General features: G+C 64.0%; 16 protein-coding genes and 1 pseudogene. 12 read left to right on the top strand and 5 right to left on the bottom strand.

Annotated features, from left to right (window positions below):
- The 4 genes from VQ042_RS21800 to VQ042_RS21785 all read left to right on the top strand — a co-directional run.
- On the top strand, positions 1 to 832 hold an 832-nt coding region (locus VQ042_RS21800; protein ID WP_331822406.1), incomplete at its 5' end, for a response regulator.
- A gap of 271 nt (positions 833 to 1,103) precedes the next feature.
- Positions 1,104 to 1,421 (top strand): IS66 family insertion sequence element accessory protein TnpB, encoded by a 318-nt coding sequence (gene tnpB, locus VQ042_RS21795; protein WP_331822405.1) that lies wholly within the window; start codon positions 1,104 to 1,106, stop codon positions 1,419 to 1,421.
- 556 nt (positions 1,422 to 1,977) lie between these two features.
- Positions 1,978 to 2,256 (top strand): hypothetical protein, encoded by a 279-nt coding sequence (locus VQ042_RS21790; protein WP_331822404.1) that lies wholly within the window; start codon positions 1,978 to 1,980, stop codon positions 2,254 to 2,256.
- A 502-nt stretch (positions 2,257 to 2,758) separates the two neighbouring features.
- Complete coding sequence (locus VQ042_RS21785; protein ID WP_331822403.1) at positions 2,759 to 3,475, top strand: response regulator transcription factor; 717 nt, start codon at positions 2,759 to 2,761, stop codon at positions 3,473 to 3,475.
- 1 nt (position 3,476) lies between these two features.
- Here VQ042_RS21785 and VQ042_RS21780 read toward each other — a convergent pair whose 3' ends face one another.
- Together VQ042_RS21780 and VQ042_RS21775 are read right to left on the bottom strand one after the other, a co-directional pair.
- The gene (locus tag VQ042_RS21780) at positions 3,477 to 3,788 is read right to left on the bottom strand and encodes an Hpt domain-containing protein (protein ID WP_331822402.1); all 312 of its coding nucleotides are present in this window, start codon (positions 3,786 to 3,788) and stop codon (positions 3,477 to 3,479) included.
- 152 nt (positions 3,789 to 3,940) lie between these two features.
- Positions 3,941 to 4,659: pseudogene (locus VQ042_RS21775) on the bottom strand (transposase); the annotation flags it as partial.
- Between the two features lie 57 nt (positions 4,660 to 4,716).
- Between VQ042_RS21775 and VQ042_RS21765 the strand changes: the two are divergent.
- Positions 4,717 to 5,037, top strand: coding sequence for a hypothetical protein (locus VQ042_RS21765; protein WP_331822401.1), 321 nt, complete (start codon positions 4,717 to 4,719; stop codon positions 5,035 to 5,037).
- 424 nt (positions 5,038 to 5,461) lie between these two features.
- Here VQ042_RS21765 and VQ042_RS21760 read toward each other — a convergent pair whose 3' ends face one another.
- The 3 genes from VQ042_RS21760 to VQ042_RS21750 form a co-directional block, all read right to left on the bottom strand.
- Positions 5,462 to 5,746 carry a hypothetical protein gene (locus tag VQ042_RS21760; RefSeq protein WP_331822400.1) on the bottom strand — a complete coding sequence of 95 codons (285 nt, stop codon included), beginning with the start codon at positions 5,744 to 5,746 and terminating at the stop codon, positions 5,462 to 5,464.
- 292 nt (positions 5,747 to 6,038) lie between these two features.
- Positions 6,039 to 7,889, bottom strand: coding sequence for a site-specific integrase (locus VQ042_RS21755; RefSeq protein WP_331822399.1), 1,851 nt, complete (start codon positions 7,887 to 7,889; stop codon positions 6,039 to 6,041).
- Between the two features lie 60 nt (positions 7,890 to 7,949).
- A complete protein-coding gene (locus tag VQ042_RS21750) occupies positions 7,950 to 8,528 on the bottom strand; it encodes an alpha/beta hydrolase (protein ID WP_331822398.1) in 579 nt (192 codons plus the stop codon).
- Between the two features lie 396 nt (positions 8,529 to 8,924).
- Between VQ042_RS21750 and VQ042_RS26125 the strand changes: the two genes are divergently transcribed.
- From VQ042_RS26125 to VQ042_RS21715, 7 genes are all read left to right on the top strand, one after another.
- Complete coding sequence (locus VQ042_RS26125) at positions 8,925 to 9,575, top strand: cell wall hydrolase (RefSeq protein WP_442880170.1); 651 nt, start codon at positions 8,925 to 8,927, stop codon at positions 9,573 to 9,575.
- Positions 9,576 to 9,700: 125 nt separating this feature from the next.
- Entirely contained in the window at positions 9,701 to 10,480 is a 780-nt protein-coding gene (locus VQ042_RS21740; protein WP_331822397.1) for a hydroxypyruvate isomerase family protein, read from the top strand.
- A 147-nt stretch (positions 10,481 to 10,627) separates the two neighbouring features.
- Positions 10,628 to 12,445 (top strand): IlvD/Edd family dehydratase, encoded by a 1,818-nt coding sequence (locus VQ042_RS21735; RefSeq protein ID WP_331822396.1) that lies wholly within the window; start codon positions 10,628 to 10,630, stop codon positions 12,443 to 12,445.
- Between the two features lie 97 nt (positions 12,446 to 12,542).
- Positions 12,543 to 13,295: an SDR family oxidoreductase gene (locus VQ042_RS21730; protein WP_331822395.1), complete on the top strand. Its 753-nt coding sequence runs from the start codon at positions 12,543 to 12,545 to the stop codon at positions 13,293 to 13,295.
- Positions 13,296 to 13,341: 46 nt separating this feature from the next.
- Positions 13,342 to 14,328: a D-erythronate dehydrogenase gene (gene denD, locus VQ042_RS21725; RefSeq protein WP_331822394.1), complete on the top strand. Its 987-nt coding sequence runs from the start codon at positions 13,342 to 13,344 to the stop codon at positions 14,326 to 14,328.
- 38 nt (positions 14,329 to 14,366) lie between these two features.
- On the top strand, positions 14,367 to 15,272 hold the full coding sequence (locus VQ042_RS21720; protein ID WP_331822393.1) for an NAD(P)-dependent oxidoreductase: 906 nt from the start codon (positions 14,367 to 14,369) through the stop codon (positions 15,270 to 15,272).
- A gap of 53 nt (positions 15,273 to 15,325) precedes the next feature.
- Positions 15,326 to 16,063, top strand: coding sequence for a GntR family transcriptional regulator (locus VQ042_RS21715; RefSeq protein ID WP_331822392.1), 738 nt, complete (start codon positions 15,326 to 15,328; stop codon positions 16,061 to 16,063).
- Positions 16,064 to 16,257 lie beyond the last annotated feature (194 nt).

Genomic DNA, 16,257 nt, shown 5'->3' with positions numbered 1-16,257 from the left:
CCACGGCATCCTCCCAACGGCGAAAATCCGCCGGCCAAGCGAAGAATCCATCGCAACCGCAAACGCAAGTGAACAATCAGACTACAAAAATTTCCAAATGCGATTCCCCTGGGACATCCTGCGCGACATGCTCTCCAAGAAGGGGCACGAGCTGATATTTGCCGACAATGGCGCCGAGGCCCTGAACCTGGTGCAAAAGGAACCTTTCGACCTTGTCCTGATGGATGTGCAGATGCCGGTCATGGATGGTGTCGAGGCCACCCGCCGCATCCGCGAACTTTCAGGCCCCGCCGGGCAGGTGCCTATCGTGGCGCTGACCGCAAACGTGATGGCGAGCGAGCGTAACAAGTATCTCTCGGCCGGCATGAATGATTACCAGATGAAGCCTATCGACTGGGAGCAGTTGCAGGCCGCCATCAGCCGCTACGGCGGCAACGGACAGGCGGCTGGGATCGAGTCTGCAGGAGAGAGGGTGGTGAGGGAGGAAGACGAGGCATTACCGCTGGTGGACCGCGATGTTGTCGAGCGGGTCAGAAGGCAGACTTCAAGCGATCAGGCTGCGGTCTTCCTCAGACGGAGCATCGAGGATGCCGAGCGCTATTGCGAGCAGATACGAGGCCTTGAAGTTGGATCGGAAGAGCTGATCAGAGGGGCGCACAGCCTGAGAGGGACGTCTGGCACCCTTGGCCTGGCGAGGATCAGCCATTTGTCTGGCGAGATCGAGACCAAGGCGCGCCAAGGCCACTCGGCCGAGCATCTCGCAGCTGAGCTGAGACAGGCCGTCACGGCTACACGTGCGGAGCTGCAGGCACGGGGGCTGGTTCAAGATTGAGGGTGGGAGCTCTTTGGTTCAGGAGAGCGGACTCGGCTCTCTCATATGAGACGCGGAGGCCTCAACCGCCTGCTTTGGTTCCGGTGACAGTTGCCATTCCGACGCCGACGTCCGCACCGTCTCACGACTTTCCGGCACGGGCGAAGACGGGACGGCGCCGTGCGTCGGACCGGATCGAGATCGAGCTTTCCGGCGGTCGCACGATCCGTGTTGACGCAGGTATCGATGTTGAGGCGCTCGGCCGCATTCTCGATGTCGTGGACCGTCGTCGATGATCCCGGTTCCGAGCGGCGTTCGGGTATGGCTGGCGACTGGCCATACCGACATGCGCAAGGGCTTTCCCGGATTGTCGCTGTTGGTCCAGGAGACGCTGAAGCGAGATCCAAACGACGGCCATGTCGTGGTCTTTCGGGGCCGTCGTGGCGATCTGATCAAGGTGATCTGGCACGACGGACAGGGCGCCTATCTGTTCACGAAGCGGCTCGAACGGGGGCGCTTTATCTGGCCGTCACCGGCCGACGGAACGGTGACGATCTCACCGGCGCAGCTCGGCTACCTGCTCGATCATCCATGTGGATGCTCCCTGTAACCCGGCTGATGTGCCCTTATAATGATACCGAAAGCGCCCCTGAGGAAATTGCATCAGCTCGCTCAAGGTCGGTGCCAGGAGAAATTGCGGGCCAGCAGCGTCTTGCCACTGCAAGGCCCAAAGCTCATCCGTCATCACAGCTCGTAGCTGGGCCTCCTCGCTCGGGAAGTCACTTGGCTCCGGCTCAAGCTGCTTCAGCCAGTAGGACAAGGTCTCGCCTTCGGATTTGTGGCAGTTGTGTTCAATCGAAAGACTGCCTTCACATCAGCACCTTAGAGTCCATCGGAGATCGTGTCAGGAGCATTGCCGATCTGATTCGCGATCTTCCAAGAAAGAGGGAGCCGGTTGAAGGCCGGCTCCCATCCATCTCCCATTTGGAAACACGGACCAATTATTTCTTGCCGCCTCCGTTGCCGCCGCCGGCATTAGAATGGCTCCCGCCGCCGTTCCCGCCGGGATCGCCTGCCGCGTTATTGTCGCCGGAGTTGCCCGGATCATTGTCCGAAGCCTCACTCGACCCGCCGCCTTCAGGACCGTTGCCGCCGCCGGCATTAGAATGGCCTCCGCCGCCGTTCCCGCCGTTCCCGCCGCCGTTCCCGTCGCCGTGGTCGCCGCCACCGTGATCGCCGCCACCGTGGTCGCCGCCACCGGGGTCGCCGCCGCCGGGATCACCGCCGCCGGGGTCGCCGCCGCCGTGGTCGCCCCCACCGGGATCACCGCCGCCGGGGTCGCCGCCGCCGGGATCACCGCCGCCGGGGTCGCCGCCGCCGTGGTCGCCCCCACCGGGATCACCGCCGCCGGGGTCGCCGCCGCCGTGGTCGCCCGAGGGCTGTGAAAGCGGCCCTTCCGCGACCGTTCCGTTGCTTGGCGCGGCGAAGCCGGAACTACCGCTGTCGCCGCGAGAATTCGTAACGTCGTTCGAGCCACCCGTGCTCCTAAGAGCGCGCGAGACCGACGACGTCGTGATCGGCGGACAGGCAGCGAGCTGCTCAGGAGACAGGATTTGAAACCTGTTCTGGGCCACGCAGCAAGCCTGGTAGTTACCTTGCGTCAACGGCTGGCATTGCCCAGCCGCCAAGACAGGACGGATCGATTGAGCATTGGCTGGAGACAACACAAACCCGGCCGTCATCAGAGCTGGAAAAGACGCAGCGGCGCATAGCAGCGCCCTGTGGAAAGGGAGCTTCGAAATCATGTCAATCTCCAAAGTTAGAACCGGGCAGCCAGTGGCCTCAGGTCCGATGGAGGGAATTTCCCATGCCCCTGTCGGGATTGCCGAAGCGAGCTGTTAGGAATATGTTAGGGATTGTTAGCTGGCAGGTTTTGGTGCGCGACGAATGAAACGCCACATCCTTGTAGTCGATGACGATGAGACCCTGCGGGGCCTTCTGGCCTTCTGCCTTGAGCAGGAGGGGCACCGAGTAGTGTGTGTGGGCTCTGCCAAAGAGATGCGAGCGCAACTCGAAGCACGAGACCCAGACCTCGTCCTTCTCGACCTTGGGCTGCCGGATGAGGAAGGCTTGGTGCTCGCACGCCAACTGCGCGCCCGATCCACGACGCCAATCATGGTGCTGACAGGCAATCTCGATCAGGACGTTCTCCTGGCCGCCCTGGAGCTGGGCGTCGACGAGTTTCTCCGAAAGCCGTTCGATCCACGTGAGCTTATTCTGCGGGCGAATGCAGTGCTCGCCCGCGGGGCTCGAAGTACGTCGACGGCACCAGCACCGTCGGCCCCTTTGCTGCACTTCGACGGCTGGACACTCGACTTGCGCGCACGCAGCCTTCGATGCGCCGACAAAGGCGAGGTCGCCCTAACGCCCGGGGAGTTCAATGTTCTGTCGGCGCTTGTGAAGCGACCCGCTTGGGCTCTATCTCGTGATCAATTGCTCGATGCAGTCTCCAGTGGAGACGATCCGCCGTCGGCGCGGATGATCGATGTCTTCATCTCGCAACTGCGCGCCAAAATGGAGGCCGACCCCAAGAGGCCGAAGCTGATCCTGTCGGTGCGAGGGCACGGATATCGGTTTGGCGGCAGCGTTGAGGCGGTGTCCTAATCTAGAGCCTTCGCTGGCGCGGGCTTCGTGCAAGATCCGCCAGCACCGCGGTCTTTACCGGATGCGTACCGCTTGCGCTACGGTCAGCAATCTGCCCCGCCGCTTTGGCTTGCTGAAACGGAGCGGCCACATCCTGTCCGCTCGTGCAGGCCTCCTCCAGTTCGATGCACAGTTGAGACAGCTCGGAAAAGCCGAGCAGAGCAGCGTGCGTGACAAGCTGGTGGGCCTGGCGCGCCAGCTGCTGACGATCCGCAAGGGCGGCGGCCTCGTTCCCGAACACCTCCTCGATCTGCCGTCGGAGCTTGCTCGACACTGACGGGGCGTTCGCGCACCTCTCGAATGAAAGGCGAGAGATCAATCGGGTCTCCGTGTTTCAAAACGAAATGCATCCCATCCATTCCTACGAACAGATCGACCAGTCATTCTCCACCCTGAAAAAGGGTCGAGCACAATGACCGACTCAAGGAAGGTCATGTAGGCCAGCACGTCGGGCTCGGCCTCGTCGAGGATGGCGGCGAGTTTGGGCACCTTTGGCCGGATCTGGTCGGCGACGGAACGCCATTGCAGGCTGGCGGCCTCTGGCGTCTCTTGGGCAAAGGCGGTGGCGATGAAGGCGGAGACGACACGGCGGCCGCTCTCGTCGATCTCTTCACACAGCCTCGACACTTGGCTCTTGGAGATGCCGGTCATGCCCATCGCCTTGACCAGCTCATCGACCGAGCGGGTGGAGATGCCCTGCACGTATGCGTCCTGGATGACGGCCGTCAGAGCCTTCTCGGCCATGCGCCGCGGCTCCAGAAAGCCGGGAAAGTAGCTGCCCTTGCGCAGCTTCGGGATGCGCAGTTCAACTGTGCCGGCTCGCGTCTGCCAGTCCCTGTCGCGGTAGCCATTGCGCTGGGCGAGGCGCTCGGCACTCTTCTCGCCATAGCCGGCGCCGGTCGCGGCACCGACCTCCAGTTCCATCAGCCGCTCGGCGGNCCGGCTCTCGTCTGCCAGTCCCTGTCGCGGTAGCCATTGCGCTGGGCGAGGCGCTCGGCACTCTTCTCGCCATAGCCGGCGCCGGTCGCGGCACCGACCTCCAGTTCCATCAGCCGCTCGGCGGCAAAGCCGATCATCTCGCGCAGCAGATCGGCATCAGGGGTCTTCTCCAGAAGGCTGCGCAGGCCCATCATGTCATTGGTCATCAGGGGATCTCCGGTTGCGGTTAGGTCTCGTAACCCAAGCCTAACCGGAAACCGCTGGTGACCACCGCGCCGCCAATCTCGTCCTACAGCGCGATGAAAGGCGCGGACGAGATTGGCGACGCTATCGCCGAGCTACACCACCTGTGGGGACACGACCCGGGACACTTTTTCAGCACCCTGCTAAATATGCTTTCCGCCGACTGCGGTGCATGGTGCCGCTGGATGGAGACCTTCCGGGCGGGGTTATCCACATCCGTGGGCCGCACGGAGTGGGAGGCGCTGTTGCGTCAGGAGCAAGACGAAGTCGCACAAGCGCACTGCCGGGTCCGCGAAGAGATCATAGCAAGAGAAGAAAGCGCCCCGCCACCTCCCGAATGACAGGGCGCTAGCAGGAACCGGCTGGAGTACCCGGCGCCCGGCGCTGCACCGGTGGCTGATCGGCGGCGCTGCGGCTGCCCACCAGGGGCGACCGATGCTGACCCAATGCCAGTCAGGGAATGGTTCTGCAAGGGCGCGCTGCGCCACAAGGCGCGCCGCTAGCCGCATCACCATACAGAAACGCCCCGTAGCCTGGTTAGGACGACAGGGCGCGAGTTGCGGAAAGCCACGCTCTCCGGGCTGCCGGGTGGTGGACCGACGGCCGGATGTGGCTAGGCGGCGGCTTGCCGTGCCGCCCGCGCATCCTGCACCGACTGCCAATCGTCCGCCAGCATGGCCAGCATGGCCAGCAGCGCCCGCGTATCGTCGTAGTCGAGCGGCCCCTAGCCGTTTAAGGTCGCGCGCCCGTTTCTGTTGTAGCCATTCACGGTACGATAGCGACGAGCCGGGGTCGTATTGCTCCGCCGGCCGCATCTTTTCCAGCGCGGCCTTTCTTTTCCGGCGTGATCGTCTCGTTGCCGAAGTTATCGTACACCCGTTTTACGGCCGGCCCGACCACCGGATTGAACTTGGCGAAACCGTCGACAATGTTGCTACGGCGGTCGGCGCGGTCTTGAGCCGTGTCGCCGTTCGGTGCGGCTAGGCCAGTCGCGCATCGACAACCCAGTGAAAACCCGGGTTCACTGAAATTGCGATATTCGGCTTGCAAGATTGAAGCTGCTACAGTCTGCTGCTACAAAGCGGGTGTGCGTTAGGCGTCAGAAGCCTTATAAAATAGCGGTCGGAGCTTCGTGCGGGGATCCTCCCACCCCATCCGCCAGCTCTCGCGAATGCAGTGTCAGCTTTTTGGGAATGCACCAACCAAGCACAGCCATCGACATAGCTGCGGCGTCAGCGCCTGCTCGCGTCCTAACCGCAGGCTACCGGATACGGGCCAGTGACCTTTAGGCTTCCCACAATACGGCGTTTGGCTACGGAAGAAGCTGTTGAACCCGGGTTTATTAGGAGAACGACTTTGTATGGAGATGGCTCAGATCCAACCCCCTGTACTCGGCTTTGCGAATTTCCGGGAATAGCCGATCGACTTTGTGCCCCCGTCCGTATCGGGCATCCATTTTTTGCTCTTGGGCCCAACCGTTGATTGTCGATCGGAATTCTTCGGAGACTCCTCCCGCGCGAAGTGCGTCATTGAAATTATTCCGGAAGCTATGGAAAACCTTCCTCCTAGGCACCCATAGCCGCCGCGATTTTAAGAATGTGGCAAAGCGCTTTGAAAACTGCGTCGACAGCTTGTCCGCCTTCCCTTGAAAGGCTTCCGGAAACAGCCACCCTGCGGGCCTGCTCTCAATCCAGTCGACTAACCCAAGCCGGTGCAGTTCCGGATGGATGGGTATGTCTCTGATGGCATTCCGGTTCTTTACGCGCTTCTCGAAAGCGAGATGATCGTACGCAATTTCCTCCTCATCAGTGACCGCTAGATACCGGATGCCGTCTGCCTCTCTGAGGTCGCCTCGCTCGAGTTGTAGGATCTCGTTCATCCGCATTCCGGTCCAGAGGGCGATGAGCGGCGCCCAGTATCGATGTCGCTTCACCACTGCCGTTCCAGGCGTGTTGACCCCGGCCTCATCGTTTTTGCAGCCTGTGTAGAGAGGCGCCTGAAACAGGTGCTGAAGCTCTTCGATCTCGAAGGCGTCGTAGCCTGCATCCTGCTCGTGGTATTTCGTGCGTTGCCTCGCTTCTCGTGTGATCTCGACCCGGCCGACAGGGTTCTTATCGATCCACTCCAAGTGAACTGCGTGGTCAAATATTGACTGGAGCACAGTGAGTGCTTTTTTAGCCTCTTCGGGGCGATCGGCATGCTTGCCGTTTTTGCGCCGATAAGCTTCGGCAGCTTTTTGAAGAGACATACCGGCATAGTGCTGACTCACGTATGGAGGGAGCTTCACGAAGAGATCCGCCAGTTGCTGACACTGGTCGCGCGAGACTGAACCGACGAGATGCTCAGCGCCGATCTCCTCCTTCAAAGCGCGCAGTGGGATCTTGAACTGAGTCATCCTGGATATCCCGACCTGATTGCGCTTGCGCGCTTCAAAGCTTGCGATCAGATCTCCAATCGAATGGACTTGACTGGAAGCCACGGAGAGCGACGCTCCCGGTTGGATCGAAGGGCGGAAGAATTCGTCCTGGAGGATCGGGTGCGTCCCTTCCTCCAATGCGCTCAGTCGACGGCGTGCCAATTCGGCATCGGCCCGTTCGAGCATCCGGCACAGATATTGGAACCGCTCATCTGTGAGAATGTCCTCGGATGGGGACTGGCGGCGGCCCGGCCCCTGTACGACCAACCCTTGATCCACTAGTAGCGACCACGCGCGGCTAAACGTGCGGCTTCCCTCCTCTTCCTCATACTCACCTTCTCTCTGTCTCAGCGCACGCGAAGCGTCGCGGTGATCCAGCCCGGCATTTTGGAGTTGCTCTCTGAAAGTGTGGACGTTGTCATCACGGGGTACGTAGGCGCCGCTTTTCGTCCTTAATCGTTCAGCACCAAGAAAGTAGGCGTGCGCGATCTGGTCGGCCGCAGCCTCGGAGAGGCGTAGTCGCTGACACTCCCCAATAGGGGTCTTGGAGCTTGACTGCGGCTTCGCCGAGACAGCGGTAAGTCGTCGGATTTCTGCATCCGTCGCACATGCGAAGACGTTCGCCTGTTCCTTCAGTTTCGCGATCGAACCATGGCTAACTTGTTCGACCCAGGCGGTCCTCCCGGCGAGGCTGCGGAGATGGACAGGGACATTACGTCTGAGCCTTAGCCTCTTCGGCTCCTTCACGAGATAACGGATTTTCGGCACGTCCTTCATTCCCCATTTTAGTACCACCAAAATGTACCACTGGGAACGCGGCATCCCCTGCGCTGCAGGTCATACATGCAGGATCAACGCTTTATGGGAGATGTGGTAGCGAGAGTCGAAGACGCTGCCATGGGATGGCCAGGAGAACAGGATCGGCGCCGCGGTCGCCGCCGTGTCGTGGGCGATCTGCGCGAAGCGGAAGACCGATTCCTCGTACGTCGTGTTGAAGCCGTGGACGAAGATCAGCACGTCGCCGCCCTTGTTCGAGCCGGCGACGCGGTCGAACCAGCGCTGCGAGCCCGCCCTGTCCACCGAGGTCAGTTCCAACACCGCAAATTCCGTGCGCGGATCGGCCGGATTGACCGCGGGATAGGTCAGTTCGCCCGCGGCACGATTGCCGGCGGGCGGAACCGACACGACGATGTTGTCGACCGACAGGGAATCGCCGCGATCGCCGGAATACACCACGCCGGGAATTGGCGACGGAGCCCGCGTGGTCGCCACGAGCATGTCGACGAGGCTGGCGCCCTGTACGGTCCCGGCGATCGGCGCCAGGGTTCCCAGCGGACGTCCGGCACAACCGGCGATTGCCAGCGCCAGGCACATAAAGATCGACAGTCCGGGGCGGAAGGTTCTGCGGGTCAGCACTAATCCTCCGGTGGGTCGCGGGTAGCCGGTGCCGTTGCAGCACAGGCGACGCAGTTCGCCTTGGACGACCGTGGACGCGTCAGGCCGTGCAAGGCCACGAACGTCGGGCGCATGTGCCGACGGTTCGCCGGGACATGTCGTCCGCTGGCATAGACTTTACCGGCCAGAATCGCCAGTCCGGCCGACGCACAGCCAGCGTCAGGATCTGGTGGCCGACAGGTGCCCGCGTCCGCCCCCCGGACGAGAACGGTTTTCAGACAATTTTAACGATGCCGGCCAAACAGCGCCGGGAACAGGGTCCCGCTGCACCCTCCATTAATGCCTCTGGCCGATCTTACGGGTTTCTCGCGCCGGTCTTTTCCTCCGGCACCGCGACAACCGACCGAGGCTTGGCGCATGGCATTCCGTCTCACTCTCACGCGCGGCAAGGCGACGCTGGCATTGCTGGCCGTCGCGACCCTGCTCGGCGGCTGCGCCAGCGGGCCGCGCCTGCGCCCGATGACGGCGCATGAGTGCATGACCCGCGTGATGTATTTCGAATCCAACCGCAGCAGCGAAGAGGGCATGATCGCCGTCGGCACGGTGGTGATGAACCGCCTGGAGAGCGGCCGCTATCCCAAGACGGTCTGCGGCGTCGTCGGCCAGAAGAACCAGTTCGCACCCGGCGTCCTGACGCGGCCCATGGAGAAGGGCAAGGACCTGGCGTCACGGACGGCGACCAAGGTGCTGAAAGGCGCCCGCCACCGCCATGTCGAGAAGGCGATGTTCTTCCACACCGCCGGCATGACCTTTCCCTACACCAACATGCATTACCTCATCGAGGCCGGCGGCAACGTCTTCTACGAGAAGCGCAAGAATGCCCGCCGGCTCAATGATCCGCCCTTCCGCAATCCCGAGCCCTACGATCCGCGACGCCCGGCGGCGCAGTCCTCCGGCATGGTCGCGGCGACCGCCCGATCCGCCAGTCCTGCTCCCGTGCGCGGTTCCACGAGCGCATCGCTGGAGCCGATCAGCATCGACGATCTGATCCGCTCCAACCGCTACTGACCGAACGCTTCGGCCGGGACAATCGGGCTTCGTGCACTCCTCCCCCTTTGCGAATGGTCCGCGCATGGGCCATAGCGGGACCTTGCGTATCCACAGGGGATGCGCATCCCCTGGGGAGATCAGCCATGCCGACGATCCGTTTTTCCGCCAATCTCGGCTTCCTGTGGCAGGAACTCGCCCTGCCCGACGCCATCAGGCGTGCCGCGGCCACCGGTTTCGACGCCGTCGAGTGCCACTTTCCCTATGAGGTCGACGCCGCCTCCGTGAAGGCCGCACTCGACGAGACCGGGCTGTCGATGCTGGGTCTCAACACCCGCCGCGGCGAAAGGGATGGCGATTTCGGGCTCGCCGCCCTGCCGGACCGCGTCGAGGAAGCCCGCGCCGCCATCGACGAGGCGATCGGCTATGCCAAGGCGATCGGCGCCGGCGCGGTGCATGTGATGGCCGGCAAGTCGCAAGGATTGGACGGCGCAAAGGCGGCGTTCGAGGCCAATCTCGCCTATGCCTGCGAGGCCGCAGGCGACATGACGATCCTCATCGAGCCGATCAACCAGCGCGATGCGCCCGGCTATTTCCTGTCGTATCAGGACCAGGCGGCGGACATCGTCGCCCGGGTCGCAAGGCCCAATCTGAAGATCATGTTCGACTGCTATCACGCGCAGATCATGGAGGGTGACCTGATCAAGCGCTTCGAGCAGCATCTGCCGATGATCGGCCATCTGCAGATCGCGGCCGTCCCCTCGCGGGCCGAACCCGACGAGGGAGAGATCGCCTATGACCGCCTGCTGCCGGCGATGGCCGATCTCGGCTGGGACGGCTTTGTGGGCGCCGAATACCGGCCGCGCACGACGACCGACGCCGGCCTCGGCTGGCTGAACGCATTTCGCCCGCAGGCCGGCGCCTAGCGCCTCGCCTGCCGATCGCCCGGCGGCCCGCTCCACGCCGTCACGGAGACGTTGGCGGGTTGGAACTGCTGTCGGGTTAATGTATACATTACGTCGAAAGCTGCCCGCCGCGCGGACGCAGCGACAGATCGACGTTCCGGAGACCCCATGACCAATGACCTCAAGACCGGCCCGCTTCGCTCGCGCGCCTGGTTCGACAATCCCGCCAATCCGGACATGACGGCGCTCTATCTGGAGCGCTACCTCAATTTCGGCCTGAGCCAGGAAGAGCTGCAGTCGGGCAAGCCGATCATCGGCATCGCCCAGACCGGCTCCGATCTCAGCCCCTGCAACCGCCACCATCTGGAACTGGCCAAGCGCGTGCGCGAAGGCATCCGCGAGGCCGGCGGCATCGCGCTCGAGTTTCCGGTCCATCCCATCCAGGAGACCGGCAAGCGCCCGACGGCGGGCCTCGACCGCAACCTTGCCTATCTCGGCCTCGTCGAGGTGCTCTACGGCTATCCGCTGGATGGCGTGGTGCTGACGATCGGCTGCGACAAGACGACGCCGGCCATGCTGATGGGCGCGGCAACCGTCAACCTGCCCGCCATCGCGCTCTCTGTCGGGCCGATGCTGAACGGCTGGTTCCGCGGTGAACGCACCGGCTCGGGCACGATCGTCTGGAAGGCCCGCGAGTTGATGGCCGCCGGCGAGATCGACTATGCCGGCTTCGTCAAGCTGGTCGCCTCCTCGGCGCCGTCGACGGGCTATTGCAACACCATGGGCACGGCCTCGACGATGAATTCGCTGGCCGAGGCGCTGGGCATGCAACTGCCCGGCTCGGCGGCGATCCCGGCCCCCTACCGCGATCGCCAGGAGATCTCCTATCTCACCGGCAAGCGCATCGTCGAAATGGTCCACGAGGACCTGAAGCCGACCGACATCATGACAAAGGACGCCTTCGTCAACGCGATCCGGGTCAATTCGGCGATCGGCGGCTCGACCAACGCGCCGATCCATCTCAACGGCCTCGCCCGCCATCTCGGCGTCGAGCTGTCGATCGAGGACTGGCAGACCCATGGCGAGGAAGTGCCGCTGCTGGTCAATCTGCAGCCGGCCGGCGAATATCTCGCAGAGGACTACTACCATGCCGGCGGCGTGCCGGCGGTGGTCAACCAGCTGATGGAAAAGGGGCTGATCTTCGAGGACGCCCTCACCGTCAACGGCAAGAGCATCGGCGACAATTGCCGCGGCGCGATCATCGAGGACGAGAATGTCATCCGGCCGATCGACCGGCCGCTGATCGACCATGCCGGCTTCCGGGTCCTGAAGGGCAACCTCTTCGATTCCGCCATCATGAAGCTTTCGGTGATCTCGAAGGAATTCCGCGACCGCTACCTGTCCAATCCCGACGATCCGATGGCCTTCGAGGGCAAGGCGATCGTCTTCGACGGCCCGGAGGATTACCACCACCGGATCGACGATCCGGAGACGGCGGTGGACGAGCGCTCGGTCCTGTTCATGCGGGGCGCCGGCCCGATCGGCTATCCCGGCGCGGCCGAGGTCGTGAACATGCGGGCGCCCGACTACCTCTTGAAGCGCGGCATCCACTCGCTGCCCTGCATCGGCGACGGTCGCCAGTCCGGCACCTCGGGCAGCCCGTCGATCCTCAACGCCTCGCCCGAGGCGGCGGCCGGTGGCGGCCTTGCCATCCTGAAGACCGGCGACATGGTGCGAATCGATCTCGGCCGTGGCACCGCCAACATCCTGATCTCCGACGAGGAACTCGCCGAGCGTCACAAGGCGCTGGAAGCGGCGGGCGGCTTCGCCTACCCGGCGCACCAGACACCGTGGCAGGAGATCCAGCGCGGCATCGTCTCGCAGCTCTCCACCGGCGCGGTGCTCGAGCCGGCGATCTCCTACCAGCGGCTCGCCCAGGGCGGCATCGACGGCAAGGCCGATCGCGTGCCGCGCGACAACCACTGACCATTGAGGCGGGGCCGCGCCCGGTGCGCGGCCCCTCCTTTCGATCGCGCCTTGGCGCAGACTATTCCTCGCGACCCAGGATGAACGGGACAGAGCCATGACGAAACGCCTGGATGGCAAGACAGCAGTCTGTACCGCGGCCGGCCAGGGGATTGGCCGCAAGGTCGTCGAGACCTTCCTGATGGAAGGTGCTACCGTCTATGCCAGCGATCGCGATGCCGAAAAGCTGGAGGGCCTCGATGCGTTCGGCCCGGTCCACACCGCGGCGCTCGACGTCACCGACAGCGAGGCGGTCAAGGCCTATCTGGCCGGCGTGCCGACGCCCGACATCCTGTTCAACTGCGCCGGCTACGTCCATCACGGCACCATCCTCGACTGCGACGACGCGGCCTGGGACTTCTCCTTCGATCTCAACGTCCGGTCGATGCACCGGATGATCGGCGGCCTCCTGCCACGCATGATCGAGGCGGGCGGCGGCTCGATCGTCAACATCTGCTCGGCCGCCGGTCCGGTCAAATCGGCGCCGAACCGCTACGTCTACATGACAACCAAGGCGGCGGTGGCGGGTCTGACCCGTTCGATCGCCGTCGACTTCATCAAGAGCGGCATCCGCTGCAACGCCATCTGCCCCGGCACGATCGAATCCCCCTCGCTGGAGGAACGGATCGCCGATCTCGGCAAGAATGTCGGCGGCACGGACAAGGCCAAGGCGATGTTCATCGAGCGCCAGCCCATGGGACGGCTCGGGAAGCCTTCGGAAATTGCGATGCTGGCGGTCTATCTGGCCTCGGACGAGAGCGCCTTCACAACGGGAACGATGCAGGTGATCGACGGCGGCTGGACGCTCTGACAGCGCCGCACGCGCCGACACTGCACGATAACAGGGAGATGAAACGATGCGGATTCTGGTACTGGGCGCAGCCGGCATGGTCGGGCGCAAGCTGATCGAGGCGATCATCGAGGACGACACGCGACTGGGCGACAAGGTCACCCAGATCGATGCCTTCGACGTCGTTGCGCCGGACTTCGCCAGCCAGGCGGGCGGCATCACCATCGACTGCAGCGCCGGCAACATCGCCGACGAAGCCACCGTCCGCGCACTCGTGGCCAAGCGGCCCGACATGATCTTCCATCTCGCCGCGATCGTCTCCGGCGAGGCCGAAGCCGAATTCGAGAAGGGCTACAGCATCAATCTCGACGGCACGCGGCATCTGCTCGAGGCGATCCGCGCGCAGGACGGCGTCTACCGACCACGGCTGGTCTTCACCTCGTCCATCGCGGTCTTCGGCTCGCCTTTCGAGGATCCGATCTCCGACACCTTCCTGTCGGCACCGCTGACCAGCTACGGCACACAGAAGGCGATCGGCGAGCTGCTGCTGTCCGACTACAGCCGCAAGGGCTTCGTCGACGGCGTCGGCATCCGCCTGCCCACCATCGTCGTGCGGCCGGGCAAGCCGAACAAGGCCGCTTCGGGCTTCTTCTCCGGCATCATCCGCGAGCCGCTGGCCGGCCACGAAGCCATCCTGCCGGTCGACGACAGCGTGCGCCACTGGGTCGCCAGCCCGGCGGCGGCGGTCGGCTTCCTGCTGCATGCGGCGACGATGGACACCGAACTGCTCGGCGCCCGGCGCGCCCTGACCATGCCCGGCCTGTCGATCACCATCGGCGAGATGATCGAGGCCCTGCGCGAGGTTGCCGGGGACGAGGCCGTCGCCCTGATCCGCCGCGAACCGGACGCCACCATCGAGAAGATCGTCGCCGGCTGGCCGCGCGACTTCGACGCCTCGCGGGCGACCGAAGTCGGCTTCGTCGCCGACAACAACTTTGCCGACATCATCCGAGCCCATATCGCCGGCGAAACAGAGCGCAACGCCGCGTCGTAGGGGCCCGCCCCACCATTTGCATTCGACCAGGAGTCTTCATGACGGAACGTCCCACCATCGGTTTCATCGGCGTCGGCCTGATGGGCCACGGCATGGCCAAGAACATCGTCGAGGCCGGCTACAAGCTCACGGTCCTGGCCCATCGCAACCGCGACCCGATCGAGGACCTCAAGTCCCGCGGCGCGGTCGAGGCAGACAGCGCCGCCGCAGTCGCCGAGCAGGCCGAGATCGTCTTCCTCTGCCTGCCGGGCAGCCCGCAGGTGGAAGCGGTGGTCGGCGAGATCCTTGAGGCCAAGGGTGCCTGCAAGACGATCATCGATTCCTCGACGGCCAATCCGGTCTCGACGCGGGCGCTGGCCGAAAGCTGCCGCGAGGCCGGCGTGACGCTGATCGACGCGCCGCTGTCGCGCACGCCGAAGGAAGCCTGGGAGGGCACGCTCGACACCATGGTCGGCGCCTCGGAGGCCGATTTCGACCGGGTGAAGCCGTTGCTCGATACCTGGGCCGGCAAGATCGTGCGGGTTGGCGACACCGGCGCCGGGCACACGATGAAGCTGCTCAACAACTTTGTCTCGCTCGGCTATGCGGCACTCTATTCGGAAGCACTGGCGATCGGCGCCAAGAACGGCATCGACGCCAAGACCTTCCACGGGGTCATCAGCGGTGGCCGGATGGATTCGGGCTTCTACCAGACCTTCATGAAATACGTGGTCGACCGCGACCGCGACGCCCACAAGTTCACCATCCGCAACGCCCACAAGGACATGCGCTACGTGGTCTCGATGGCCGACCAGAGCGGCATCGCCACCCATGTCTCGTCCTCCGTGAAGAACGGCCTGGCGACGGCCGAGGCGATCGGGCGCGGCAGCGATTATCTGCCGATGCTGTCCGATATCGTCTTCGAGCTGAACGGCGTCGCCACGCCGGACGGTTCCAAGAGCTGACGGAACGATCCGGGCAAGAAGGTCCGGTGCATGAGCGAGGGAGGCCGGCACTGATGAAACAGGATGCGACCAACGCACCCCATCGCCGGCCTTCTCCCAGCGGCTCGCGCCCGCGTCCCAGCATGCAGGGCGTCGCCAAGATGGCGGCGCGCGAGCGAGCCTATCACGAGCTGAAATACCGGATCCTGGAAGGTCGCCTGCCGCCCGGCACGACGCTGCTGGAGACCGAGGTCGCCAATCTCCTGTCGCTCAGCCGCACGCCGATCCGCGAGGCGCTGATCCGGCTGGAGGAAGAGGGACTGGTCGAGGTGCGCCCGCGCCATGGCGTCACCGTGCGGGCCCAGTCGCTGGACGACCTGGCCGAGATCTACGAGGTCTTCTCGGCGCTGGAGGTCCAGGCCGCGCGCCTGACTGCGCGGCGCGGGCTGGAGCCGGCCGAACGCGAGCGCCTGACATCGCTGATGGACCAGATGGAGAAGGCGACCCGGAGCGACGACATCGAGCGCTGGTCGCAGGTCGACGACGTCTTCCACTCCGACATCGTCTCGCTGTGCGGCAATACCCGCCTGCAGGCGACGCTCCGGCAATATTGGGAACAGCAGTACCGCGCCCGCATGGCGATCATCCCGCTGCGGATGCGACCGGTCCAGTCGAACGAGGAGCATCGGCAGATCGTGCAGGCGATTCTCGATCGCGACAGCGAGGAAGCAGGACGCCTGCACCAGTTGCACCGCGACCGCACCGACCGGCAGGCGCTGGAACTGCTGCGTCGGCAGGCCGGCGGCGTTTAAGCCTTCGACGCCCCTGCCCCGCGCGCACACGCGTCCGACGCTGCGGAACCTTGTGCGTTCGCAGCTTGTTTGGCGGTGGTGAGCAGGGGAATCGGGTGAGTTGAATTTCACGAGATGAGGCTGACGAGGAATTTCTCGTTCCACCCGGCCTTCAATCGTTTGTTGGTCATCGACAGTTTGGCGGGATTCCGCCG

Source organism: Aurantimonas sp. A2-1-M11, assembly GCF_036549475.1.
Lineage (GTDB): Bacteria > Pseudomonadota > Alphaproteobacteria > Rhizobiales > Rhizobiaceae > Aurantimonas.
Note: the sequence above shows the minus strand (reverse complement) of the source record. Positions and strands in the feature narration are given on the sequence as shown.

Excerpts from the sequence above, each read along its gene's own strand:
- VQ042_RS21715 (WP_331822392.1), top strand. The coding sequence starts at position 15,326 with ATGAAACAGGATGCGACCAACGCACCCCATCGCCGGCCTTCTCCCAGC.
- VQ042_RS21735 (WP_331822396.1), top strand. The coding sequence starts at position 10,628 with ATGACCAATGACCTCAAGACCGGCCCGCTTCGCTCGCGCGCCTGGTTC.
- VQ042_RS21730 (WP_331822395.1), top strand. The coding sequence starts at position 12,543 with ATGACGAAACGCCTGGATGGCAAGACAGCAGTCTGTACCGCGGCCGGC.
- VQ042_RS21720 (WP_331822393.1), top strand. The coding sequence starts at position 14,367 with ATGACGGAACGTCCCACCATCGGTTTCATCGGCGTCGGCCTGATGGGC.
- VQ042_RS21790 (WP_331822404.1), top strand. The coding sequence starts at position 1,978 with ATGGCCTCCGCCGCCGTTCCCGCCGTTCCCGCCGCCGTTCCCGTCGCC.
- VQ042_RS21755 (WP_331822399.1), bottom strand. The coding sequence starts at position 7,889 with ATGAAGGACGTGCCGAAAATCCGTTATCTCGTGAAGGAGCCGAAGAGG.
- VQ042_RS21740 (WP_331822397.1), top strand. The coding sequence starts at position 9,701 with ATGCCGACGATCCGTTTTTCCGCCAATCTCGGCTTCCTGTGGCAGGAA.
- VQ042_RS26125 (WP_442880170.1), top strand. The coding sequence starts at position 8,925 with ATGGCATTCCGTCTCACTCTCACGCGCGGCAAGGCGACGCTGGCATTG.
- VQ042_RS21785 (WP_331822403.1), top strand. The coding sequence starts at position 2,759 with ATGAAACGCCACATCCTTGTAGTCGATGACGATGAGACCCTGCGGGGC.
- tnpB (WP_331822405.1), top strand. The coding sequence starts at position 1,104 with ATGATCCCGGTTCCGAGCGGCGTTCGGGTATGGCTGGCGACTGGCCAT.
- denD (WP_331822394.1), top strand. The coding sequence starts at position 13,342 with ATGCGGATTCTGGTACTGGGCGCAGCCGGCATGGTCGGGCGCAAGCTG.